Source organism: Micromonospora sp. NBC_01655, assembly GCF_026339755.1.
Classification (GTDB): Bacteria; Actinomycetota; Actinomycetes; order Mycobacteriales; family Micromonosporaceae; genus Micromonospora.
This window is the reverse complement of sequence record NZ_JAPEQF010000001.1, coordinates 3,339,947-3,362,802: the sequence shown is the minus strand read 5'-3', so window position 1 is coordinate 3,362,802 and position 22,856 is coordinate 3,339,947. Positions and strand designations below refer to the sequence as shown.

Annotated in this window: 19 protein-coding genes; 10 read left to right on the top strand and 9 right to left on the bottom strand. The window is 73.7% G+C overall.

The genetic code is table 11. From position 1 onward, the window contains the following. Together OOK41_RS15700 and OOK41_RS15695 are read left to right on the top strand one after the other, a co-directional pair. Nucleotides 1-855 (top strand): class II fructose-bisphosphate aldolase, encoded by an 855-nt coding sequence (locus tag OOK41_RS15700; RefSeq protein ID WP_266265654.1) that lies wholly within the window; start codon nt 1-3, stop codon nt 853-855. Then, on the top strand, nt 852-1,784 hold the full coding sequence (locus OOK41_RS15695) for a phosphoglycerate dehydrogenase (RefSeq protein ID WP_266265653.1): 933 nt from the start codon (nt 852-854) through the stop codon (nt 1,782-1,784). The genes OOK41_RS15700 and OOK41_RS15695 overlap by 4 nt, the downstream gene beginning before the upstream one ends. Before the next feature lie 123 nt (nt 1,785-1,907). On the opposite strand, the gene OOK41_RS15690 is transcribed toward OOK41_RS15695, so the two are convergent. From OOK41_RS15690 to eccB, 4 genes are all read right to left on the bottom strand, one after another. Beyond that, on the bottom strand, nt 1,908-3,470 hold the full coding sequence (locus OOK41_RS15690) for an aminotransferase class I/II-fold pyridoxal phosphate-dependent enzyme (protein WP_266265651.1): 1,563 nt from the start codon (nt 3,468-3,470) through the stop codon (nt 1,908-1,910). Between the two features lie 23 nt (nt 3,471-3,493). Next, nucleotides 3,494-4,816 (bottom strand): NAD(P)/FAD-dependent oxidoreductase, encoded by a 1,323-nt coding sequence (locus OOK41_RS15685; protein ID WP_266265649.1) that lies wholly within the window; start codon nt 4,814-4,816, stop codon nt 3,494-3,496. Nucleotides 4,817-5,067: 251 nt separating this feature from the next. Beyond that, nucleotides 5,068-5,718: a response regulator transcription factor gene (locus OOK41_RS15680; RefSeq protein ID WP_117669926.1), complete on the bottom strand. Its 651-nt coding sequence runs from the start codon at nt 5,716-5,718 to the stop codon at nt 5,068-5,070. Continuing rightward, complete coding sequence (gene eccB / locus OOK41_RS15675) at nt 5,715-7,145, bottom strand: type VII secretion protein EccB (protein WP_266265648.1); 1,431 nt, start codon at nt 7,143-7,145, stop codon at nt 5,715-5,717. Before eccB ends, OOK41_RS15680 begins: the two co-directional genes overlap by 4 nt. 98 nt (nt 7,146-7,243) lie before the next feature. Here eccB and OOK41_RS15670 point away from each other — a divergent pair, with 98 nt between their 5' ends. Further along, nucleotides 7,244-8,350: a type VII secretion protein EccE gene (locus OOK41_RS15670; RefSeq protein ID WP_266265647.1), complete on the top strand. Its 1,107-nt coding sequence runs from the start codon at nt 7,244-7,246 to the stop codon at nt 8,348-8,350. On the opposite strand, the gene eccD is transcribed toward OOK41_RS15670, so the two are convergent. Genes eccD through OOK41_RS15645 form a run of 5 tightly spaced genes read right to left on the bottom strand, consistent with a single transcriptional unit; the run spans nt 8,347 to nt 14,381 of the window. Next, nucleotides 8,347-9,687 (bottom strand): type VII secretion integral membrane protein EccD, encoded by a 1,341-nt coding sequence (gene eccD, locus OOK41_RS15665; protein ID WP_266267838.1) that lies wholly within the window; start codon nt 9,685-9,687, stop codon nt 8,347-8,349. The genes OOK41_RS15670 and eccD overlap by 4 nt on opposite strands. Nucleotides 9,688-9,716: 29 nt before the next feature. Next, nucleotides 9,717-10,019, bottom strand: coding sequence for a YbaB/EbfC family nucleoid-associated protein (locus OOK41_RS15660; protein WP_117669934.1), 303 nt, complete (start codon nt 10,017-10,019; stop codon nt 9,717-9,719). 57 nt (nt 10,020-10,076) lie between these two features. After that, nucleotides 10,077-12,485, bottom strand: coding sequence for a WXG100 family type VII secretion target (locus OOK41_RS15655; protein ID WP_266265645.1), 2,409 nt, complete (start codon nt 12,483-12,485; stop codon nt 10,077-10,079). A gap of 3 nt (nt 12,486-12,488) precedes the next feature. Further along, on the bottom strand, nt 12,489-13,595 hold the full coding sequence (locus OOK41_RS15650) for a hypothetical protein (RefSeq protein ID WP_266265643.1): 1,107 nt from the start codon (nt 13,593-13,595) through the stop codon (nt 12,489-12,491). A 33-nt stretch (nt 13,596-13,628) separates the two neighbouring features. Further along, complete coding sequence (locus OOK41_RS15645) at nt 13,629-14,381, bottom strand: WXG100 family type VII secretion target (protein WP_207892814.1); 753 nt, start codon at nt 14,379-14,381, stop codon at nt 13,629-13,631. A gap of 200 nt (nt 14,382-14,581) precedes the next feature. Between OOK41_RS15645 and eccCa the strand changes: the two genes are divergently transcribed. From eccCa to OOK41_RS15610, 7 genes are all read left to right on the top strand, one after another. Next, nucleotides 14,582-18,538 carry a type VII secretion protein EccCa gene (gene eccCa / locus OOK41_RS15640; protein WP_266265642.1) on the top strand — a complete coding sequence of 1,319 codons (3,957 nt, stop codon included), beginning with the start codon at nt 14,582-14,584 and terminating at the stop codon, nt 18,536-18,538. A 177-nt stretch (nt 18,539-18,715) separates the two neighbouring features. Continuing rightward, the gene (locus tag OOK41_RS15635) at nt 18,716-19,066 is read left to right on the top strand and encodes a WXG100 family type VII secretion target (RefSeq protein WP_207892815.1); all 351 of its coding nucleotides are present in this window, start codon (nt 18,716-18,718) and stop codon (nt 19,064-19,066) included. Between the two features lie 23 nt (nt 19,067-19,089). Further along, entirely contained in the window at nt 19,090-19,392 is a 303-nt protein-coding gene (locus OOK41_RS15630) for a WXG100 family type VII secretion target (RefSeq protein WP_117669944.1), read from the top strand. A 113-nt stretch (nt 19,393-19,505) separates the two neighbouring features. Beyond that, nucleotides 19,506-19,829 (top strand): hypothetical protein, encoded by a 324-nt coding sequence (locus tag OOK41_RS15625; protein ID WP_117669946.1) that lies wholly within the window; start codon nt 19,506-19,508, stop codon nt 19,827-19,829. Between the two features lie 64 nt (nt 19,830-19,893). Continuing rightward, nucleotides 19,894-21,132: a hypothetical protein gene (locus OOK41_RS15620; protein WP_266265640.1), complete on the top strand. Its 1,239-nt coding sequence runs from the start codon at nt 19,894-19,896 to the stop codon at nt 21,130-21,132. Next, nucleotides 21,129-22,433: an alpha/beta hydrolase gene (locus OOK41_RS15615; RefSeq protein WP_266265639.1), complete on the top strand. Its 1,305-nt coding sequence runs from the start codon at nt 21,129-21,131 to the stop codon at nt 22,431-22,433. The genes OOK41_RS15620 and OOK41_RS15615 overlap by 4 nt, the downstream gene beginning before the upstream one ends. After that, nucleotides 22,430-22,834 carry a hypothetical protein gene (locus OOK41_RS15610; protein WP_117669952.1) on the top strand — a complete coding sequence of 135 codons (405 nt, stop codon included), beginning with the start codon at nt 22,430-22,432 and terminating at the stop codon, nt 22,832-22,834. The genes OOK41_RS15615 and OOK41_RS15610 overlap by 4 nt, the downstream gene beginning before the upstream one ends. Nucleotides 22,835-22,856: the final 22 nt, after the last annotated feature.

Here is a 22,856-nt window from a genome sequence, read left to right as displayed (position 1 = left end):
ATGCCCCTCGCCGATCCACGCCCCACCCTCGCCGCCGCCCGCAGCGCGCGACACGGCGTCGGGGCCTTCAACGCGACCCTGCTGGAACACGCCGAGGCACTGGTCAGCGGCGCCGAGGCGGCCCGCGCGCCGCTGGTGTTGCAGATCAGCCAGAACGCGGTCCGCTACCACGGCGGCCTGCGCCCCCTCGCGCTGGCCACGCGCGCGCTCGCCGAGGCGGCGGCGGTCCCCGTCGTGCTGCACCTCGACCACGCGGAGGACGTCGACCTCGTCCACCAGGCGGTGGACCTCGGCTTCACCTCCGTCATGTTCGACGGTTCCCGACTGCCCGACGACGAGAACCGGGCCACCACCCGCCGCGTCGTCGCGCACTGCCACGCCCACGACGTCGCCGTCGAGGCGGAGATCGGTGAGGTCGGCGGCAAGGACGGCGTGCACGCCCCGGGCGTGCGGACCGACCCCGGCCAGGCCCGCCGGTTCTGGGAGGAGACCGGCGTCGACTCGCTCGCCGTCGCGGTCGGCACCTCCCACGCGATGGCGTCCCGCGACGCGGTGGTCGACCTGGAGCTGGTCACCGCCATCGCCGAGCTGGTGCCGGTGCCCCTGGTGCTGCACGGTTCCTCCGGCGTCGACGACGCGGCCCTGCAAGCCGTGGTGGCCCACGGGATGACGAAGGTCAACATCGCCACCCACCTCAACAAGGTGTTCACCCGGGTGGTGCGGGAGCGGCTCGACGCGGACCAGAAGCTGCTGGACGCGCGCAGGTACGTCGCACCGGCCCGCGCCGCCATGGCGGCGGAGGTCGAACGCCTGATCACGCTGCTCGGCCCGCAGACACCGCAGGTGCGGTCGTGACCGCGCCCCGGATCCTCGTCACCCCCCGCTCGATGTCGATCCCGGGCTCGCCCGCCGTCGAACGGCTCCGGGCCGCGGGCTTCACCGTCGTCACACCCACGCCGGGACACCAGCCGACCAGCGCGACCCTCGCCGCCGCGGTACCGGGCGTCGTCGGCTGGATCGCCGGCGTCGAGACGATCGACGCCGACGTCCTGTCCCACGCCGACGCCCTCAGGGTGATCAGCCGCAACGGCGCCGGCCGCAACGGCATCGACGGTACGGCTGCCGACGCCGCCGGCATCCAGGTGCTCACCGCCCGGGGCGCCAACGCCCAGGGCGTCGCCGAACTCGCCCTCGCGCTCACCCTCATGGGCCTGCGCGGCCTACCCGAGGCCAGCGCCGCCCTGCGCACCGGCCGCTGGGCGCGCAGCACCGGGCGGGAGGCCGCCGGGCGTACCCTCGGCGTGGTGGGTTTCGGCGCGATCGGGCGCCGGCTCGCCCACCTGGCGCGCGGCCTCGGCATGCGGGTCGTGGCGCACGACCCGTTCGTCACCGACGGCGGGGACGTGCCGCTGCTGCCGCTGGAGGACCTGCTGCGCACCAGTGAGGTCGTGTCGCTGCACGTCCCGCCGTCACCGGGCGGGCCGCTGCTCGGGGCCGCCGAACTCGCCCTGGTCCGCGACGACGTCGTCCTGCTCAACACGGCCCGGTCGAGCCTGGTCGACGAGGCGGCCCTGCTGGCGCAGTTGGAGTCCGGCCGGATCGCGCTGTACTCGGTCGACGCCTTCGACCGCGAGCCGCCGGAGCCGTCGGCCCTGCTCGCCCATCCCCGCGTGGTGCCGACGCCGCACCTGGGCGCCGCGACGGCCGAGAGCGTCCGCCGGGCGTCGGACGCGGCGGTGGACAACCTGCTCGACGCCCTCGGGGGCGGGGGCGGGGGCCACTGAACCACCCGGACGCTCGTCACCCGGCGGCGTCGGGCGATCCTGGTGACCGTCGATTCTACTTCTCGGCGATGACGCCGGGCGGGGCACCGGGCCCGGGGGTGCCCCGGTGCCCCGCCCGTCGGGCTACCGGGGGGCGCTGCCGAACGCGCTGGACAGGTACGCCCGGGAGTCCGCGATCGCGCCCTCGATGATGCGGGCCGCCTCCCGGGCCTCCTCGGGCCCGTGCCCGGCCTGCACCTGGAGCCGGAACCGGGACGACCCGGTCGGCGTGACCGGGAACTCCACCATGAACGCGAGAACCCCCCGGTCGAAGAGCAGCCGGTTCGCGGTGCGGGCGAGCTTCTCGTTGCCGATCAGCAGCGGGACGATCGGCGACGGCTCTCCCATGCAGGTCAGGCCCCGGCCGGTCAGCTCGTCGCGCAGCGCGTGGATCGCGGTGAACAGCCGGGCGCGCAGCTCGTCGCCCTCCGGGGAGCGGATGATCCGCGCGGCCTCCCGCACCACGGCGGTCTGCACCGGGGAGAGCGCGTTGGAGAAGAAGTGCGAGCCGCCGAACATCTTGATGTACTGCTTGAGGGCCGGCGAGTTCGACGCGACGAAGCCGCCGTTGGAGCAGAACGTCTTCGAGAACGCGCCCATGACGATGTCGACCTCGCCGAGCAGGTTCTGCATCCCCAGCACACCCGTACCGCCCGGCCCCATCGAGCCGAGGTCGTGCGCGACGTCGACCAGCAGGGTGGCGTCGTACTCCCGGCAGACCCGCTGGAGGGTCACCAGGTCCGGCCAGTCCGCGTCCACCGAGAAGAGGCCGTCGGTGACCACCAGGATGCCGTTGCGGGTGTCGTGCGCCCGGATGTCGACCAGGTGCTGGCGGACCGCCTCGACGTTGAGGTGCTCGTAGCGCACCACGTTGCGGGTCGCCGCCCGGGCGCCCTGCTGGAGACAGGAGTGCGCCAGCCGGTCGATCAGCACGTGGTCGGACTGGCGGACCAGGCCGACCACCGCGCCGAAGCCCGCCGCCCACCCGGTCGGGAAGAGCGTCACGTGCTCGAGCCGCACCAGGTCGCCGAGGGCCGCCTCCAGGTCGTCGGAGATCCGGGTGTTGCCGAGCACCATCGGCGAGCCCGCGCTGTGCGGGCCGTAGTCGCGCATCGCGCGGGCCGCTGCCTCCCGGATCGTCGGGTGGGTGTTGAACGACAGGTAGTCCTGCGAGTTGAAGTTGATGCCCCGGGTCCGCCGGCCCAGGTCGTTGGTGATCTGGGCGACGCTGTCCGGGGCCGCCTCCAGCACCCGGGAGTACTGCCAGGTCTCCGTTCGGCGGCGGGCCTGCACCCAGCCGTAGAAGTCCTCGGTGCGGGCGAGCAGGTTCCGGCCGGCGGGGCGGTAGAAGTCGTAGGCGTTCTTGTCCAGCGCGTACTCCTCGTCCGGGTCGACGGGATTGCGCAGGTGGGCCGGCTCCCACATCTCCGTCAGGTCCGCGACGACCTGGGCGAGTTCGCCGTCGCTCCCGGACCGGTCGAGGGTCGCGAAGTCGTCCCACGGGATGTGCGCGGCCCAGTTGCGGGTCATCTCGGAGACCTCGGCCGCGGTACGCGTCATGGTCTCGACGTCCCCGCGCTGGGCTGCGTGCAGGATCACCTCGATCAGCTCGCCGTCGTCACGCTGGTGCAGGTCGGTGGTGGTCACGGTGTCGGCTCCCTGGTGCGGCATCAGGCGAAGAGGTTCTGCTGGTACATGCGGGACGTCGCGGCGAAGTCGTCGAAGACCGGGTAGTCGGCCGAGGACTCCTTCGCGGCGTCGTTGAGCAGGAAGAGGTTGGACGCCTGGAAGAACTCCGAGACCGGCGCGACGTCGGCGTGCGTGGCGATGAACCGGTCGGTCTCCTCCTGGTTGCCGCGCAACGCGACGAACAGTTGCAGCTCGTCGTGCCGGTACGGCCGCATCTCCGCGAACGTGCAGACGTAGTCGTAGTAGGCCGCGGCGTTCTGGCTGCGGCGGCGGCCCTCGTACGCCGCCATCGACTCGTCGATCGACGTCTCCCCGGTCAGCCACCGGTCCAGGGCGGCGCTGACCAGCTCCGCGTCGCGGAAGGCGTGGGTCATGCCGATCGCGGTGCACTGGTCCTTGGCGGACTCGGCGTCGCCGACGAGCGCCCAGCCGGGCCCGTGCAGCGGCCGGAGGAAGGCCGACTGGTCCAGGGTGCCGTAGATCCGCTCCTCCCGGGTGCCCCGGGTGCGGACCGTCTCGCCCAGCTCGGGGCTGACGAAGTCCAGCGCCCGCTGGTAGTTGCCCGGCACGTCGGCGCGGAACTCCCGGGACCACTCGCTCGGCCCCCAGACCAGGACCATGTTCTGCCCGAAGTTGGTCGGCACCGCCGCGCAGCCGAGCCGGCCCCGCCGGTGGATCTGCCCGGAGCCGAGGTCGAAGCCGGACCAGTAGCTCCAGTAGGCGAACGTGCACCGGGGCCGCTCGTCGTACTTGGGCAGCTTGAGGGCGCGCGCGACGAACGAGTTCCGGCCGTCGGCGCCGATCACGATCCGGGCCCGCTCCTCGAACACCTGGCCGTCGGCTGCCCGCCCCCGCACGCCGACGACCCGGCCGTCCTCCACGATCAGCTCCCGTACCGTGGAGTTGGTGCGGACCTCGGCGCCTGCCTTGGCCGCGGCCTCGACGAGGATCTCGTCCAGCACCCGGCGGCGGACGGAGGCGTAGCTCCCCACCACGCCCGAGTCGTCGCCGTGCAGGTCCCGGAAGTGCTCGCGCAGCAGGTCCGTCGGCACCGATCCGGTCAGTCGGATGCCGTCGTTGACGATGTCGACGCTCGTGTGCGTGGGGGTGACCGCGGTGACCTGGTCCAGCAGGCCCCAGCGGTTGAGGTAGGACATCCCGTGCGGCCACAGGAAGTGCGTCGAGATGACGTCACTGGGAAACGACGACCGGTCCACCACGAGCACCCGGTGCCCTTGCCTGGCGAGCAGCAGGGCGGTGGAGGCGCCCGCGCAGCGGGCACCGACCACTATCGCGTCGTACATGATTCGCAGTTCCTCCGATGAGGGTTCGGCTGCCCCGCAGGTCGGCCTTCCGGCGCGGCAACCGACCGGTACGGCCCGGTGACCGCCCGCGAGGACGCCGGCCGAGCGGGATGAGATCGCCACCGTACACAGTGGACTGTCGGGGACCGCCGAGCGGTCGAGGTTGTTGCCCCGCGGAATATCCGCCGCTGCGCGATGTCGCCCGGGCCAGGAGCCGCCACCCACCGCCGTCCGGGTGGTCGGCCGGCCCGTCAGCGGTCCTGCGCGGGCGCGGCGATGCCCTCCTCGATCGCCAGCCGGGTCAGCTCCGGCCGCCGCCGACGCCCCGTCTTCTCCCGGATCCGGTCGAGGTGGGACCGGACGGTACGGACACTGATCATCAACGCCTCCGCGATGTCCTGGTCCCGCTCGCCGGCTGCCAGCAGCGACAGCACCTGACGTTCCCGGTCGGACAACGGCACCCGGTACAGCGGCTGCCGTCCCCGGGACGAGTCCAGCAGGATCGAGGCCAGGGTCGGCGACACGTAGGTGTTGCCGGCGGCGATCTCCCGTACCGCCCGGAGGATCTCGTCGGCGTCGGCGTCCTTGGTCAGGTAGCCGCGGGCCCCGGCGGCGATCGCCCCGAGCACGTCGGACTGGTCACCGTGCGCGGACACCACCAGCACCCGGTGGCCCATCCCGGCGACCGCGACCACCGCCGCCGCGTCGCGTGCCCCGGGCAGCCGCAGATCGAGGATCACCACTCCCCCGCCGGGCTGCCGGTACGCCGCGAACTCCTCCACCGACTTGGCGGTCACCCCGACCTGGACGTCCGGCGCGTCCCCGAGCGCGCGGACCAGCGCGGCCCGATAGAGGGGGTGGTCCTCCACCACCGACACCTCGATCGTCGGCACGCCGGTCACCGGGTCTCCCCCGCGCCGGTGGCCCGGGGGGCGGCGGGCCGCTGGGCGGCGGCCGGGTCCAGCACCGGGCCGACGGGGAACAGCGCCAGCACGGTCGGTGGCACCGGCGTGGGCCGAACCGCCCCGTACCCGAGCGCCTTGAGCGCGTCGCCGTCCGGTACCGGATGCCGCACGCCCTGGTCGGTGAGGAGGAAGACGGCGCCGAGGACGGCCTGCGGTGTCGGTCGCTCGCGCACCACCGCGGCCCGGCCGGCCGGTACGAACACCGTGTCGGCCCCCGTGCCACCACCGGCCGCCATCGGCGCCACCCCGGCCGGCACACCGGTGGCGGCGCCCAGCCTGACCACCGCCCGATCGCCGTCCACCGTCGCGCACACCGCAGCCCCTTCCTGGGGCACCTCGGCCGGCGGGGCGAGTCGGGCCGGATACCCGACGGCCGTGCCGGCCACCGGCTTCGACTGCGCCACGTCGGCCGGCGTCACCGCGATCTCCCGCGCCGCGCCGTCCGGGTAGGCCGCCCGGTTGGCCGGATTGCCGAGCACCAACGCCGCCTCGGTCTGTCCGATCGCCAGCAGCCCGTCGGCGTGGACCAGGTAGTAGCGGGCCTCGGCGCCGACGGTCGTGGCGGCGAGCACCTGGCCGACCCGGGTGCTCAGGTCACCGACCCGAGGCCCGGCGGCGCCCACCCGGGACACCGTGATCAGTCGCAGGTCCGGACCGGCGACAACCGCGCTCAGCCAGGCCCCGCTGACCGGCAACGGGCGTACCGCGTCGTAGCCGAGGGCAACCGCCGTGGCCGGGTCGGCGATGCGGTGCCGGCGCCCGGCCACCAGCGCGTGCTCGGTGCCGTCCGGGCCGGCGACCAGCAACGCGGTCGCCGCGTCCACCTCGGTGCCCACCGGCGCGACCCCGGCCAGCGCCGTGGTGACCGGCGCGGTGCCCGCCGGCCGGCCGTCGGCGATCTGCGCACAGACGGTGAACGGCCCGGTCAACAGGCGGTCCCGGCCCGGCAACGACGACGGCGCGCCGGGGATCCCGAGCGGGACGCCGCGTGGCGCACCCCCCAGCGACTTGCTCGACACCCGGCTGGTGGCGGTGCCGTCACCGCCCGCGAGCAGCCGCGCCGAGGCGTAGTTGAGCATCGGGTGCAGCAACCCGTCGGCGCCCATCACGTACGCCGCTCCGGTGTCCTTGTCGATCACCACCTGGCCGGGCTTGCGCCAGTCGGTGTTCGCGCCGGGCCGCAGGAACCCGTACACCCCGAAGCCGGCGGTCACCAGCAGGGTGACCGCCGCGCCGAGCGCACACCCGATGACCAGACGGCGACTCGGCGACACCGGGTGGTTGGCGTCACCGACCTGTAGCGCCGAGACGAGCCGGCGGCGAAGGAACTGGTAGGCCTGTAGTTGGTCGCGCTGTGTCCACATCAGTTCGTCCCCGCCATGGTGCGGTGCACGCCCGGTGCACTAGAACTACGGATACAAGGTACGGATCGCCGACGACATCGAGCCCAGGGAGCCGAGCCATGCCGACAGCCGCACCGGCCACCGCGCCGCCGATCAGTTCCACCCGGCACCGGGCTGGGCCGCCGATGCCCGTACCACCGGTGGGGCAGCGCAGCCTGCGTGGACTCGGCGTCGGCCGGCTGGTGCTCTGGCAGTGCGCGGTGCTGGGCGCGGTGGCCGCCGGTGGGCCGTCCGGCGTGGTCGGCGGCACGCTCACCGGGGTGGCAGCGGTCGTGCTGCTCGGCACCGGGGTGCGCTGGCACGGCCGGTGGCTGTCCGACTGGGTGCTGGTCCGGCACCGCTTCCGGCGTCGGTCCCGGCACGCCCGGCCGGCCCTGCCCGGCCTGCGGACCCGGACCGAGGCGGACCGGGCGGGCAACCGGATCGGGCTGGCCGGTGACGGCAGTTCGTGGAGCGCGCTGCTGCGCGTCGAACCCGACGGCGACCTCGACGACCTGCTGCGCCGGCTGCTGTCCCGCTACGACGACCCCGATCTGCCGCTGGCCGGCGCGCAACTGGTCGACTGGATCTCGCCCGGCACCGGCACCGCGGCGCGCTGGATAGCGATCCGGCTCGACCCCGAGACGGCCGCCCGGGCGGTCCGGGCCCGGGGCGGCGGCCAGACCGGGGCGGTACGTGCCGCGGGCACGGCCGCGCTGCGGCTCGCCGCCGACCTGCGGGCCGCCGGGCATCAGGTCACCACGCTCGACGGCGGTCAACTGCGCGACGCGTGGGCCGCCGTACTCGGTGTCGACTCGCGGCGCGCGGACGAACCCGGCACCGAGACCTGGCACTACTGGTCGCTGGGCATGCTGCACCAGGTCTGCTACCGACCGCGCCGAGCCGCCCGGAGCCTGACCGAGGTGGCCACGCTGCTGCGCCGGCACGCCGCCACACCGGCCCTGGTCAGCACCGTGTCGGTACGGTGGGACCGGCAACGCGGCGGCGGCACCCGCAGCACGGCGCTGGTCCGGCTCGGGGTGCCCGCCGGCCCGGCCCGGGAGGCGGTCGCCGAGGCGGTCCGGCAGGCCACCGCCGACTTCGACCGGGACCTGGTCCCGCTGGACGGGGCGCATGCCGAGGCGGCCTGGGCGACGCTGCCGCTGGCTGGCCTGCCGGTGGGTTAGCCACCCCATGCGCGTACCGCGCCGTAGATGTCGAGCACCGCGCCCGCCACCGGCACCAGACCGAGCAGCACCAGGAACTCGACCACGTCGAGCAGCCGGCCCCAGTACGGCGACGGTGTGTTGGCGGCGGCCCGGACCGCGTACGTCGCGCAGACCACTCCGGTCACCAGGAGCAGCCCGGCGAGGAGCAGCCGCGTTCCGGGTCCGCCGGCCAGGCTCGCCCGAGCCGTCAGGCCGAGCACCGACCCGGCACCGGCCAGCAACAGGGCGGCCCGCTGGCCGAGGCCGACGTAGGCGCGGGCGCGCAGCAACAGCGCTGCGCCGGCCAGACCGGCCAGCGCCCACGCCCAGCGACCGCCGCCGGACAGGAGTATCCCGACGCAACCGGCCACGATGACCGCCAAGCCCCAGAGCAGACCGGTCAGGATCCGTTCGGCGGCCTCGGTGTCCCCGACCACCTCGGGTCCGAGCGTCGGCCGCTCGTCCCGGCGGAACGCCTCCACATCGGTCGGCACCCCGGGCAACGGCAGCCGGCCGAGCCGGAGCGCGAGCATCGGCAGCGCCGGACTGGCCACCACGGCCACGCAACAGGTGACCGCCGCGACCGAGGCGGGCGAGGAGGCGGTGAGCAGGTCGGCGAGCGCGCCGAGACCACCGGCCGCGGCAGCCACCGCGGCGGCGGCGAGCCGCTGCTCCGCCACCACCACGGCGGCCGCCGCCGTGTAGAGGGTGACCGCCGTGCCGGCCAACGCCAGCCGACCCGCGGTCAACTCCATCGCCGCGCCCGGACCACCGAGCACCGCCAGCCCGCCGATCAGCGCGGCCGGTACGCCACCGGCGGCCACCGCCGCACCGAGACCTCGGTCGCCGAACGCCCGCGACATCGCCCCACCGGCGAGCAGCAGCACCAGGGCCAGGATGCCGGCGAGCAGCGCGACGGCCGACGCGGCGAGCCCGCTGAGGCCGACCGCGACCGCGACCGCGGTGAAGGCCAGCGCGGCGACCGCACCGCCGACCTTCCGGGACACCGCCGCCCGCCACACCCCGGGCCGGTCCGCGGCGGCGCTCGCGATGGCGTCCACCACGTCGTCGAAGAGCATCGGGGTGGCCCGCCGGTCGACCGTCTCCAGGTAGAGCACCTCGCCGTCGCGCACCCCGGCGCCGCTGACGGTGGCCGCGCCGTCCAGCGGCGGCCCCCCGAAGCGGCGCAGTTCCCAGCCGACCCCGCCGGCCCGGTCAGCGTTGGTGGCGAGCAGCCGGACCAACTGCGGAAGCAGCTCCGCCACCGTGCTCTGCGTCGGCAGCGACACGTCGAGACGAGCGTGTGGCGCTACCACGGTGACCCGCCGGGGGGCGAGCGCGGTGGTCACTGCTGGGCCTCGCCGAGCAGCGGGGCGTACCTCGCCTCACTGGCCGCCGCCAGCTTGGCCAGGCCGTCGTTCACCGCCTCCAGCACGAGTTGGCCGAGGGTGTGCGCGTCGTAGCGACGCAGCACCTGCGGGTCGATGGTCACCTCGGTGAACCGGCCGTCGCCCCTGAGCTTCACGGTGACGTCGCCGTTGCCGGCGTACCCGGTCAGCTCCATGGTCGTCACCGAGCGCTGGATCTCCTCGATCCGTTGTTGCTGCTCACGCACCTGGGCGAGCAGATCCTCGATCGCCGGTTCCATCTGTCGTCTTCCCTCCGGTTCACCGCCACCCGCCGGTTGCCGTCGCCTGCCGCCGGGCTACGGCCGCCGCCCCTGCACGTCGTATTGGATCGACTCACGGGTATGAGTCGCAAGGTTCCCGAGATACACGTACTGCGCGGCGGTGCTGTAGGCGTCCATGTAGTCGGCCCGGCCCGGATCAGCCCGGGCCCACCGTACGGCCTCCTCAGCAGCCGCGCCATGCAGCGCGCCAACCGGCACGGTCGGCGCCGATCCGCCGGTGCGTAGCTCGAAACTGGCGAGGTCGCCGGCCGCCGTGTAGACCGTCCCGTTGCCGGTGAGCTGCGGGTGGTGGAAGACCTCGGTGGGCAGGCCCTGCGGATGCACCAGGGCGGGCGCCTGTAGGGAACCGGTGACGACGTTGGCCGCCTGCCCGAAGGCGAAGCCGGCGAACGAGCCGACCTCCGGCAGCTTGCCGACACCGAACCCGACCACGTCCTTGACCGCGTTGGCGATCGCCACCTGCCGGGCGTACGCCTCCTGCGCCGTGCGGGTGGCCTGCTCGGCGTCCTGCACGTTGGCGTGCCAGATCGCGTTGGCGGCCGCGGCGTTGGTCAGGCCGTCCACGTTGCCGGCGTACCGGCCCGCCTGTTCCATCGGGATGGTGCCGGCGTCGGCCTGGCGCAGCAGGTACTCCTGGTACAGGTCGGCCGCCGCGTTGATCTCGTCACGGCCGTCCTGGGTGACCTGGCCGAGCATCAGCATGTGCCGGGCGTCGGTGCTGCCCAGGCGCTGCGCCGCCGGATCGGTGTCCAGGCCGTCGAGCGGCTGGGCGTACAGATCCATGTTCGGCACGGTGGCCCGGGCGATCGCCTCGGCGAAGTGCGGGTTCTCCCGCATGGCGGCCAGGGTCTGCGGGTACGACGCCGGGTCGGTGATCGTCTGGGTGAGGTTGACGTACGCACCGCGGGCCAGGTCGTGCTCGACGGGATCGGCTGTTGCGGCACCGATCCAGTCGACGACCCGGCCCGCGGTGCGGCCGTCGTCCGCCCAGCCGAAGCCGGCCAGCCGGCGCAGCGTCTCGCCGTCGCTGGCCAGCGCCGCGTCGGCGGCGTGGTTACGGGTGGACACGTCGAGCAGCGGGGTCAGCGTCGCGTCCACCCGCGACTTGTCCCAGAGCACCGCGTCGTCGGTCGACACGTAGTACCCGGGCTGGTTGGGGCTGTGCCGGGACAGGTCGTCCAGGCGCTGGGTCACGTCAGCCATCTCACCGACCCGACGCGTCACCGCGGCGGAATAGTCGGCTCCGGCCACGAGGTCCCGGTCGGCCGCGCCGGTGAGCTGGGACAACGCCTCCCACTGGGCGTAGCGGGGCACGTCCAGCCGGTTGGTGTAGACCGTCTCGCCGATCGCCCCGGTCAGCGGCGCCCGGCCCGGCACGGACGGCACCTCCTGCGTGAAGCCGAACGAGTTGGTGCCGATGTTGGTCTCGGTGGCCGCCGGGGTGTGCACCAGGTCGCGGATCGCGGCAGGCAGGTCGGCCGGGTCCTGCGAGAGGGTCAGGATGCCGTTGCCGACGGTCCGTAGCATCGCCTGCCGGTCGGCGGGGGCGAAGCCCGGGGCGGTCTCGCCGAACATGCCGAACAGGCTGGTCTGGTAGCGGTGCTCGGTGGCGTTGAGATAACCCGGCAGGTCGAACACCCGGTCGCCGAGCGCGCCGTAGAACGACGTCAGGAAGGCCTTGTCCTCGGCGGACGGTGGCTGGCCGGCGCGTACCCGGTCGGTGATCACGGCGAGTTGCGCCATGCTCTGGCGGAACTGCGCCGGCGAGACGTCCCCGGCGAGCGCGGCCAGCACCGACTCCGCGGCGAGACGTCCGTCGGCGCCGGCCGCGGCGGCCGGACCGGCGGCGCCCGCGGGGTGCGGCCCGCCGAGTTCGGTGGCGACCTGCGCCAGCACCGTACCGAGCCGGTCACACACCCCGCGCATCGCGCTCAACGCCTGTTCGCCGACGCTTCGGGCCTGGCCGAGCAGGGCGGAGACCTGGCTGCTCGGCACCGCCCGGGCGGCGGCCACCAGGATCTGGGCGTTGGCCCGGAACCGGGCGATGACCACGTCGGCGGTGCTCGCGGCGGCCTGGAGTCCGCCGGCCGCGCGGTCCAGCGCGGCGGCGTGCTGGCGCAGCCGCGCCTCGGTGCCGTCGAGCCCGGTGCTGACCCGGCCGGCGGCGGCGCCGAACGCGTCGTACGCCGAGCCGTGCCAGTGCGCCGACAGTCCGCTGCGGCGCCGGTCGAGCTCGCCGGAGACGCCCGCTGCCCGGTCGGCGATAGCCAGGTAGGAGTGGGCCACGGCCCGCAGCCCGGCCGGGTCGCCGGTGAGCTGCCGGCGGTACTCGGCGAGCACCGTGGCGTACCGGTCGAGCAGCCAGGACAGCGCGCCGGACAGATTGACGGTGCCGCCGACCAGGACGGAAGAGGCGCCGGCCACCGGTCAGTCCACCTTGACCGAGCCGTCGGCGCCGACGCTGATGTCGGCGTCGACGCTCTGCCCGCCGGAGCTGGCGGTGACCTCGATGTCGAACGCGCGTCCGGTGTCCACCGGCACCTCGACGGTCACCGTCAGGTCACCCTTGCTGGCCGTGACCGTCACCTCGTCGCCGTCGCCGTCGGCATCGGGCCCGGACGGGGCGGACGACGGCGGCCCGTCCACCGACCCGGACGGGGGGATCGGCAGGGTCTGCACCGGGCCGGTGGGCGTCGTCGTCACCGGCGTCCCACCGGAGGAGGGCGAGGACTGACCGGGTTGGACCGCGACCCACTGGTCGGTGCCGAGGGCCGAGGGCAGGTAGCTGCTCATCGAGCCACCGGTCGGGTAGCCCGAGCCGTTGAACGACGGCATGCCGTAGCCGCCGCCCAGGGCCGCCTGCCCCGCCCCGCTGGCGATGCCGGCCATCGGTGGTGGCGCGAGCACCGGGTTGCCCGCGCTCCCGGCCGGCAGCGCCGCGGCGGACGCCGAGCCACCGTCGTTGTTCTTCGAGAACAACTGCTCGACCTGGCCGACGATGGTGGCCAGGCCGGTCAGGATCTGGCCGAGGTTGGTCACTCCGATGGCGGTGAGGATGCCACCGATCCCGGTGAGGAACGCCTTGAGGATCCCGGTGGTGCTGACCGCCAGCGCCCGGCCGGCCGCCTGGGTGTAGGGGTTGGACATCAGCGCGGCGACCGTCGGGTTCACCGCGCCGACCACCGCCCGGTAGGCCGTCTGCGCGGTGGTCAGCTGCGCGGCGGCACCCTCCAGTTCCCGAACGCCGGCGAACACGGTCTCGATGATCTGCTGGAAGCTGGCAAAGGACTTGGTCAGCTTCTGCACCACGGAGTCGCTCGCCGATCCGGCGGACCACACCTCACGAAGCTGCTCGCGGGCCCGCTCCAGGTCGGCCAGGAGGGTGACCAGCCGGGCGACCCGCGCGGTCAACGCCGCAGCGTGGGCGAGGATCGCCTGCGGGTTACCGCCCACGATCGTGGGCAGCGCGACGGTGCCGGGCCCACGACCGCTGGCAGCGGCGTCCATCGCGCCCGAGTTGGGAATGTCAAACACGACGCACCTCTCTCGGCTTCACGTCGTCGGGGTTCACCACAGCGACGTCGCATCCGTCATCGGGCGGTAGACCCGGACGCGTCCGAACTCCGCCGCCGAGCCGACCGCCCCGTGGTTGTAGAGCTGGCCGTTCGCGCCGGCGACACCGATCACCGGGCCACCGTCGCCGACGAAGGGCTGCACGACCACCACGTCGCCGGGGTGTACCAGGCCGGGCACGTCCCGCCCGCTGCCCGAGTAGACCGCCAACAGGCCGACCCGTTCCTGGTTGGCCGGGCTGCGGTCGAGCCAGTCGGCGAAGTCCCGCGCGTCGCGGAAGGTCACCTCGGTCAGGGGCCGGGCCGAAAGCTCGCCGAGCCCCGCCCGGCCCAGGTAGTCCAGCACGTTGCCGACCGACCCGGGCTCCCCCGCCGCGCCCGCGCTGTCGTTGATCGCGTAGCCGGCGAGGGCGGCGCTGGGCGCCGCACCGCTGCCGGTGGACGCCCCGCCCAGCGCGGCGGCGACCGCCTGGTCCGCGTCGTCGTAGTCGTTGGCGCTGCGGTGTACCAGGTCGTTGGTCTCCTGCAGCAGTTGCAGCAGCGTCCGCATGGTGCCGACGACCTGCCCCTGCATCGCGATGTTCGCCGACGCGACCGGCGAGCCCAGCTTCGCGAACGACGTCGGTGACAGGGTGAGCCGCTCCAGCTCCAGCACCGTGCTGTACGCCTGGAGCAGAAGGCCGACGATGTTGCCGACCACTCCACGTACGGCATCCGGCCGCACGTGGTACGACGAGTTTGTCGTCATCGTTCGCACCTTCCCGCCAGATCACCCGGCCCGCGTCACACCGGGCCGGACAATTTCGACCGCGCTGGGCCGGTTCCCGGATGGTTGCGGGTCATCGTAGGTTGATGCGCGCGAGCCCTTAAACGGCAAAACTACCCACGACCTGCTCCGTCAAAGTGACCACGGGTTACCGATTCATCGGGCCGAGGAGGCACCGCCGGATGTCCGCCGACACCTTCCGCCGCCGGGCTGTACTGCCCGAACCACCACGCGGCGAGATCATGTTGCAGTCCCCGCCCGCCCTGCCCCGCGGGTCCGGCCAGGCCGGCATGCAACTGATGTTCATGCTGCCGATGATGCTCGGCATGGGTGCCATGTCGTTCGTCTACATCGGGCGGTCCGGTGGTGCGATGACCTGGGTCTTCGGCGCCCTGTACATCAGCGCCATGGCCGGCATGCTGGTGATGAGCCTGTCCCGTGGGGGCGCCTCGAAGAAGGCGCAGATCAACGACGAACGGCGCGACTATCTGCGCTACCTCGGCGGGCTGCGCGGCCAGGTCCGTGAGGTGGCGGTCCGCCAACGGGAGGCGGCCCTGGCGGCGCTGCCCGACCCGGCCGACCTGTGGTCGTTCGCCGGCACCGAGCGGCTCTGGGAACGGGCCCGCACGGATGCCGACTTCGGTCGGGTCCGGGTCGGCATCGGGCCCCAGCGGCTGGCCACCGCGCTGCGGGCGCCACAGACCGCCCCGCTGGAGGACCTCGATCCGGTGGCGTCCACCTCGCTGCGGCACTTCATCCGCACCTACGCCACCGTCGGCGAGCTGCCGGTGGCGGTGTCCCTACGCTCGTTCCGGCGGGTCACCCTGGCCGGCGACCGTCCCGAGATCCTGGCCCTCGCCCGGGCCCTGCTGGCCCACCTGGTCACCTTCCACTCCCCCGACAACCTGCGCATCGCCGCCTGCGTCGGGCCGGACCGGCAGGACGGCTGGGACTGGCTCAAGTGGCTGCCCCACGCGGTGCATCCGGGCCGGGCCGACGCCGGTGGGCCGACCCGGTTGGCCGCGCCCAGCCTCGGGGAGCTGGCCGCGCTGCTCGCCGACGATCCGGCCGACCCGGCGGCCCGCGGCCCGTTCAAGGCCGGGGCCCGGCCCGAGGCGCCGCACCTGCTGATCGTCATCGACGGAGCGGGCACGCTGCCCGATGCCGGGCTCGCCCCGCCCGGCGGCCTGGCCGGCACCACCATTCTGGAGATCGGCGGTGGGCCCGGCGGTGGCGCCGACGCGCTCGATCTGGTGATCTCCGAGGGTCGGCTCGGCATGCGCACCCCGGACGGCGTCGCCCTGGTCGGCGTGCCGGACCGGCTCAGCGTCGCCGGCGTCGAGGTGGTCGCCCGGCAGCTCACCGCGTTGCACACCGGCGCGCCGGTGGCCAGCGAGCAGCCGCTGTCCACCACCTTCGGCCTGGCCGACCTGCTCGGCATCGGCGACCCGCGCCGGCTCGACCCGGCGGTCACCTGGCGCCCCCGGTCGGCCCGGGACCGGCTGCGCATCCCGATCGGGGTGGATCCCGACGGACGCCCGGTCGACCTGGACCTCAAGGAGTCGGCCGAAGGGGGCATGGGCCCGCACGGGCTGGTCATCGGGGCCACCGGTTCCGGCAAGAGCGAGCTGCTGCGCACCCTGGTCACCGGGCTCGCCGCCACCCACTCCTCGGAGACGCTCAACCTCGCGTTGATCGACTTCAAGGGTGGCGCCACCTTCGCCGGCATGACCGGCCTGCCGCACACCTGCGCGGTGATCACCAACCTCGCGGCCGACCTGACCCTGGTCGACCGGATGGCCGACGCGCTGCGCGGCGAACTGGTCCGCCGCCAGGAACTGCTGCGGGCCGCCGGGAACCACGCCTCGGTACGCGACTACGAGCGGGCCCGGGCCGAGGGCGCACCGCTGCGACCGCTGCCCTCGCTGCTGGTGATCATCGACGAGTTCAGCGAGCTGCTCTCCAGCCGGCCCGAGTTCATCGACCTGTTCGTGATGATCGGTCGGCTCGGCCGCAGCCTCGGCGTACACCTGATGCTCGCCTCGCAACGACTTGAGGAGGGGCGGCTACGCGGCCTGGACAGCCATCTGAGCTACCGGATCGGGCTGCGTACCTTCTCCGCGGCGGAGAGCCGGGCGGTCCTCGGGGTGTCCGACGCGTACGAACTGCCGCCGGTGCCCGGCTCGGCGTACCTGAAGTGGGACACCACCACCCTGCAACGGTTCAAGGCCGCGTACGTCTCCGGCGAGCTGCCGCCCGAGCAGGTGGCCGCCGCAGCCGAGGAGATCCCGTACCGGCGGCGGGTGCTGCCGTTCGGGCTCGCCCCGCTGACGCCGGCCGAGGCGGGGCCAGCACCCGCACCGGCACCGGCGGGCGGTTCCCACCCGGCGCCGACCAACGGCGAGACCGTGCTGAGCGCCATGATCGGCCGACTGCTCGGCAACGGGCCCGCCGCGCACCAGATCTGGCTGCCGCCCCTGGCCGAACCGCCCGCCCTGGACCAGTTGCTGCCGCCACTGGGCATCGACCCGCAGCGCGGCCTGACCCCGGTGGGCTGGGCCGGCAACGGGCAGCTCACCGTGCCGCTGGCCATCGTGGACAAGCCGTTCGAGCAGCGTCGGGACCTACTGTGGGCGGAGCTGTCCGGGGCGGCCGGGCACGCGCTCGTGCTCGGCGCGCCGCAGAGCGGCAAGAGCACCCTGCTGCGTACCCTGGTGACCGCGCTGGCACTCACCCACACCCCGACCGAGGTGCAGGTGTTCGTTCTCGACTTCGGTGGCGGTGGCCTGGCCACCCTTGCCGGCCTGCCGCACGTCAGCGGCTACGCCAACCGGATGGACGCCGAGCGGGTCCGCCGGATCGTCGCCGAGCTGACCGGCCTGCTGGCCGAGCGGGAGCGGTCGTTCGCCGCGCACCGCATCGACTCGATCTCCGACTTCCGGCGCCGTCCACCGCCCAGCCCGGACGGGCGGACCTTCGGTGACGTGTTCCTCGTCGTCGACGGTTGGATGACCCTGCGCCAGGAGTTCGAGCCGCTGGACGAGTCGGTCACCACGCTCGCCGCCCGCGGCCTCGGGTTCGGTCTGCACGTCGTACTGTCGGCCAACCGGGCGATGGAGATCCGGCCGGCCCTGCGCGACCTGATCGGCACCCACGTCGAGCTGCGCCTCGGCGACCCGGCCGACTCGGCGTACGACCGGCGGGCCGCGGCCAACGTGCCGAAGGGCGCACCGGGTCGCGGGCTCACCGCCGACAAGCTGCACTTCCTCGGTGGGCTGCCGCGCATCGACGCCCGCACCACGGTCAGCGACCTGCCCGACGGCGCGAGCGACCTGGTCAAGCAGGTGGACGCGAGCTGGCACGGCCCGCGCGCTCCGCAGGTGCGGCTGCTGCCCCGGCTGGTGCCGGCCGGCGACCTGCCCGGTCCGGTTCCCGGTGACCGGCGGATCCCGATCGGGCTGGCCGAGGCGGACCTGGGACCGGCCTACCTGGACTTCGACGCCGACCCGCACTTCCTCGCCTTCGGCGACGTGGAGTCCGGCAAGACCGGGCTGCTGCGGGTGCTCGCCCAGCAGATCGCGGCCCGCTATCCGGTGACCGACGCCGCGGTCATCGTCGCCGACTACCGGCGCGGGCTGGTGGACGCGCTCACCGGTCCGCACCTGCTCGGCTACGCCGGCAGCGAGCCGGTGCTCGCCCAGCTCGTCGCCGAGGCCGCGGAGGGGCTGCGGCGACGCCTGCCCGGTCCGGAGGTGACCGCCGCCGAGCTGCGCGAGCGTAGCTGGTGGAGCGGCCCCGAGCTGTTCGTCCTCGTCGACGACTACGACCTGGTGGTGTCACCGAGCCGCAACCCACTCGCGCCCCTGCTGGACTTCCTGCCCCAGGCCAAGGACGTCGGCCTGCATCTGGTGCTCACCCGCCGCTCCGGTGGCGCCAGCCGAAGCCTGTTCGAGCCGGTCGTGCAACGGCTCCGTGACCTGGGCACACCGGGCCTGCTGCTCTCCGGCTCCCGCGACGAGGGCGCGCTGCTGGCCGACGTCAAGCCCAGCAAGCAGCCGCCCGGACGGGGGCAGTTGGTGGACCGGCGGACCGGGGTGTCGCTGGTGCAACTCGCCTGGGCGCAAACCGATCCGGCCTGATCCGGACCGGTCGGCGCCCGGGCCCGGCTGCCCCGGCGGCGGGTCCGTGTGGGTAATAGTGCCGTGTACGCGACGGGTACTTGTGCCGTACTAACGAAGGGTGACGGATGCATAGCATCCCAGCGTGTACGGCGCCGCGAGTCGGCGCGCGACTCCGCCAAGAGGAGGTGACCCGACGTGGCCAGTCCCGGATACCAGAGCGATTCCGCCGCGATGACACGAGCGGTCAGCGGGTTCGACGAAGCCGCCACCAACGCGGCTCGGAGCATGAGGGAACTGGAGAGCGAACTCGTATCGGTACTGAGCCGGTACGCCGGCAACCAGGCCACCGCTTTCTGGCAGCTACAGGGCCGGCTGCAGGAGAGCATGCGAGTTGCCTCACGGGAACTGCAGACCATGTCCGGCCTGGTCAACGAGAGCTTCCGCAACTACAACTCCGGTGACGTGGCGGCAGCCGACTCCCTGCGCGGCCTCACCGGTGCCGTGGGCGAGGGCAGCCCCGTACTCAGCCGGCTGGCCGGTGCCTAACCGCCCGGAAGGGGTGATGTGAGATGACCGCCGATGTGATCAACGTCGAATTCGCCGCGCTGCGGGCCGCCGCCGACTCGTTGCAGGTCAAGGCCCAGGCGTTGAACGGCCACATGGACCAGTTGCAGACCAGCCTGGCCCCGATCAAGCAGACCTGGTACGCCTCCGGCAGCACCGCCGGTCAGGCCGCGGAGCAGTCCGAGACGCGACTGCGCGCCGCGCTGGCCGACATCATCGCGGTGATCGGCCAGTTCTCCGGCAAGGTACACGAGGCCCACGACACCCAGCTGGCGCTGGAGAACCGGAACACCAGCTTCTTCGCCTGAGCTGGGGCGATCAGCGGCGGCGTGGGGTGGGGCGGGATCCGCCTCCACCCGACGCCGCCGCCCCGCTGACCGGCGTTGTTCTCAGCCGAGCTCCGAGACAGGAGAGCGCGACGATGTCCCACGAGGAGTCGTTCCGGGTCCACCTCGATTCGCTGCTGGCGTTCGCCCGCGAGTTGGAGGACCAGCTGGAGGCGATGCGCAAACCGACCGACGGCCTGGGCCAGTTGCGCATCCGGCCGGTCCTGCTCGGCGACTTCGGCGAGGCGGCGTCGTTGACCGACCGGCACCAGGCTGCCGCCGAACAGATGCACGAACTGCTGCACACCGTGCGGGAGGCGATCGCCTTCGCCAACGACGTGACCCGCATGATCGCGGACGGGTACGCCGACTACGACATCGGCGTCGCCACGTCCTTCCGGGCGCACGGAAGGGACTGACACGATGCCGCGTGGACGCGGTCGGGCGCATACCGACTTCAGTCAGTACAGCCATCAGGAACTCGTGCGGATGCTGCACGTCGGCAAACCGGAGTCGGTGACCGAGGCGGCGGAGGGCTGGGGAGCCGCCGGCACCGCGCTGCACGAGCGCGCCGGCGACATCGAGCGCCAGCTCCGCGAGTTCGAGCAGTGGTGGGACGGCGGCGCCGCCCGGCAGTACCAGTTGATGATCAACGACCTGACCTCGGGTATCCGGCAGGTGGCCAGCACCGCGTTCGCGGTGCGTGACCTGGCCTTCTCCTCCGCCGAGGCGCTCACCACGGCCCAGGAGGCGATGCCCGCCCCGGTCGCCGTGCCCGATCTCGCCCCCTCCGTCATCGCCGCCGCGACCACGCCCCTGGTCGTCCCCGCGGACACTCCGACCAGCACAGTCGACACGCTCCGCCAGCACCAGGCCGAGGCGATCGCCGAGGTCCGCGCCCAGCAGCAGACGCAGGCCGCCTCGAACGCGGCTCACCAGCAGGCGGTGCAGGTGATGTCCACCCTCGCCACCGAGTACGTCACCACCGAGGACGCGATGCCGATCACCCCGAGCGCCGCGTCCCGGCCGACCACCGGCGCGCCGATCGAGGAGCCGCCGCCGGTCACGCCACCCCTGCCGCTGGCACCGCAGCCCGGTGGCGATCCGCCGTCCGTACCGGACGGGACACCGGGCGACCCGGGCGCGGCACCGGGCGACCCGAACGAGCTGCCGCCGGCAACCCAACCCCGGCCGCTGTTCGGCACGATGTTCACCGCCGGGTTGGCCGCGGCCGCCGCCGCGCTCGGCGGGCGGTTCGCCACCGTCCCGCCCGGCCTGGGGGCCAAGCCGAAGGAGACGAAGAAGGAAACGCAGAAGGGCGCCGCCCCGGTGCCGACGGCCACCGACGGGGCCGGCGGCGGCGCCCGGATCTCCGGGGGCGGTGCGGGCGGCGGCGGAGTCGGCGGAGGCGGAGGCGGCGTCGACCTGTCGCCGGTGGCGAACCAGTCCTTGGCCGGCCAGAGTGGCGGCCCGACGGCGAGCGGGCTCGCCGCAGCCGCGGGGGCCGGCGCCGGGGTCGCCGCGGCGAAGGGCATGGGCGGCGGCTTCATGCCGGCGATGCCCTTCGCCCCGATGGGCGCGGGCGACGCGGCCGGCGGCCGACGTATCCCGCCCTGGCTGGTCGAGACCGAGGACGTGTGGGGCGAGCAGTCGGTGGTGACGCCGGCGGTGATCGGCGAGGAGCCTGAGTCGAACGAGCCGGGGGCCCGGTCATGGAGGTGACCACCACCGGATTCCGGGCCGTTCCGACCGCGCTGGACGCCGCGGCGGCCGAGCTGACCGGAAGCGCCGACCGGTTGGCCACCGTTCGCGGGCAGCTCACCACGCCGGCCATCGGCACCGACGCGTTCGGGTTGGTGCCGCAGTCCCAACGGGCCATGCAGGCGCACGGCAACAGCCTGCAACGAAGCAGCACCGAGCTGGAGTCGGCGGCAACGCAGACCCGGCGGTTGGCCACCGGGGTGACCGCCGCGGTCGCCAACTACCGGCGGGGCGACACCCAGGCGAGCCAGGCGTTCCGGCAGCTACTGGGCGGTGGCACCACGCTGGCCGCCGAACGGGCCGCCGCGCCTGCCGGCGCCGCCCCGTTCGGCGCCCGGATCGCGGCCAACTGTTCGGCGATCACCGCCGAGCTGACCGCCGAGCGGCAGCGCCTCGCCGGCTATCAGAACCAGCTCACCGGGGACCCGGCCGTCGACCACCGGCTGCGCGAGACCATCACCCGGTCGCAGGCGCGCATCGAACTGTACGAGAACGTCATCGCCGAACACCGCAAGATCCTCTCGTTCGACCCGTCCGGGGACGGGTCGATGGTCGAGTTGGTCGGCGACATCCACGCCGGGACCCGCGACGTCGCGGTGTTCGTCCCGGGCACCACCTCCGAGCTGGCCAACTTCGAGCGGTACCACGACGCCGCGGTCGGCTTCGTCGACGCGGCCCCCCGCCGGGACCTGGCCATGGTCGTCTGGATGGACGGTGACCTGCCGTCCAACCTGTTCCCGCAGGCCCCATCGGCCAGCTACGCCGACGAACTCGGGCCTCGACTCGCCGACTTCTCCCACCAGTTGCGGGCCGAGATCGCCGGCTCCGCCGCGGCCGGCAACGACGTGCAGGTCACCTTCGCCGGCCACTCGTACGGCGGCGCGGTGGTCGGCACCGCCGAGCAGCACGGGTTGGACGCCAACCGGATCCTGCACATCGAGTCGGCGGGCATGGGGCACCGCGTGGACGGCCCGGAGGACCTGCGTCCGGCCCAGCCCGATGTGCAGCGCTACTCGATGACCGCGCCGGGCGATCCGATCGCCTGGGTCCGGGACATCAACATCGGCAACTGGGGGCACGGGGCCGACCCCGACGAGTTCCCCGGTGTGGTCCGGCTGGAGACCGGCAACTACGCCGACGGCCGACCGCTGGAGGGCACCTCCGCGCACTCCGACGTGCTGACCTACCACAGTGACGCGTGGTGGAACATCTATCAGGTGTTCACCGGTGGTCCGCTGGTGACGGTACCGTCGGTGCCGTGACCGAGCCGATCGACTTCGCGCCACTGGCCGCCGTGGCCGGGCCGTTGCGGGCCGTGCTGGACGAGGTTGCCGCGCGGTTCGGCCCCGACGTCCGGATCAGCCGCGACGAGCAGCTCGACTGCGACCCGTTCCGGCCGGCCGGCGTGCCGAGCGAGTCGGTGCGCTGGGAGTACAACCTACGGGTTCCCGCCCCGCCCGGCGCCGCCGAGATCCTGCTGTCTGAGGTGCTGCCGCGGCTGAGCGCGGACGGTTGGCGAGCCACCGACCGCAGCGGCGAGAGCGAGGTGGCCTACCAGTTCCAGCGGGACGGGACGAACCTCGGCGTACACGTCTCCCGGGACGGCACCGGCGATGTGGTGGTGGGCGGCTCCAGCCGCTGCGTGCCGACGGAGGCGCGGTAGCACCGGCGCGCCACGGGTGGGG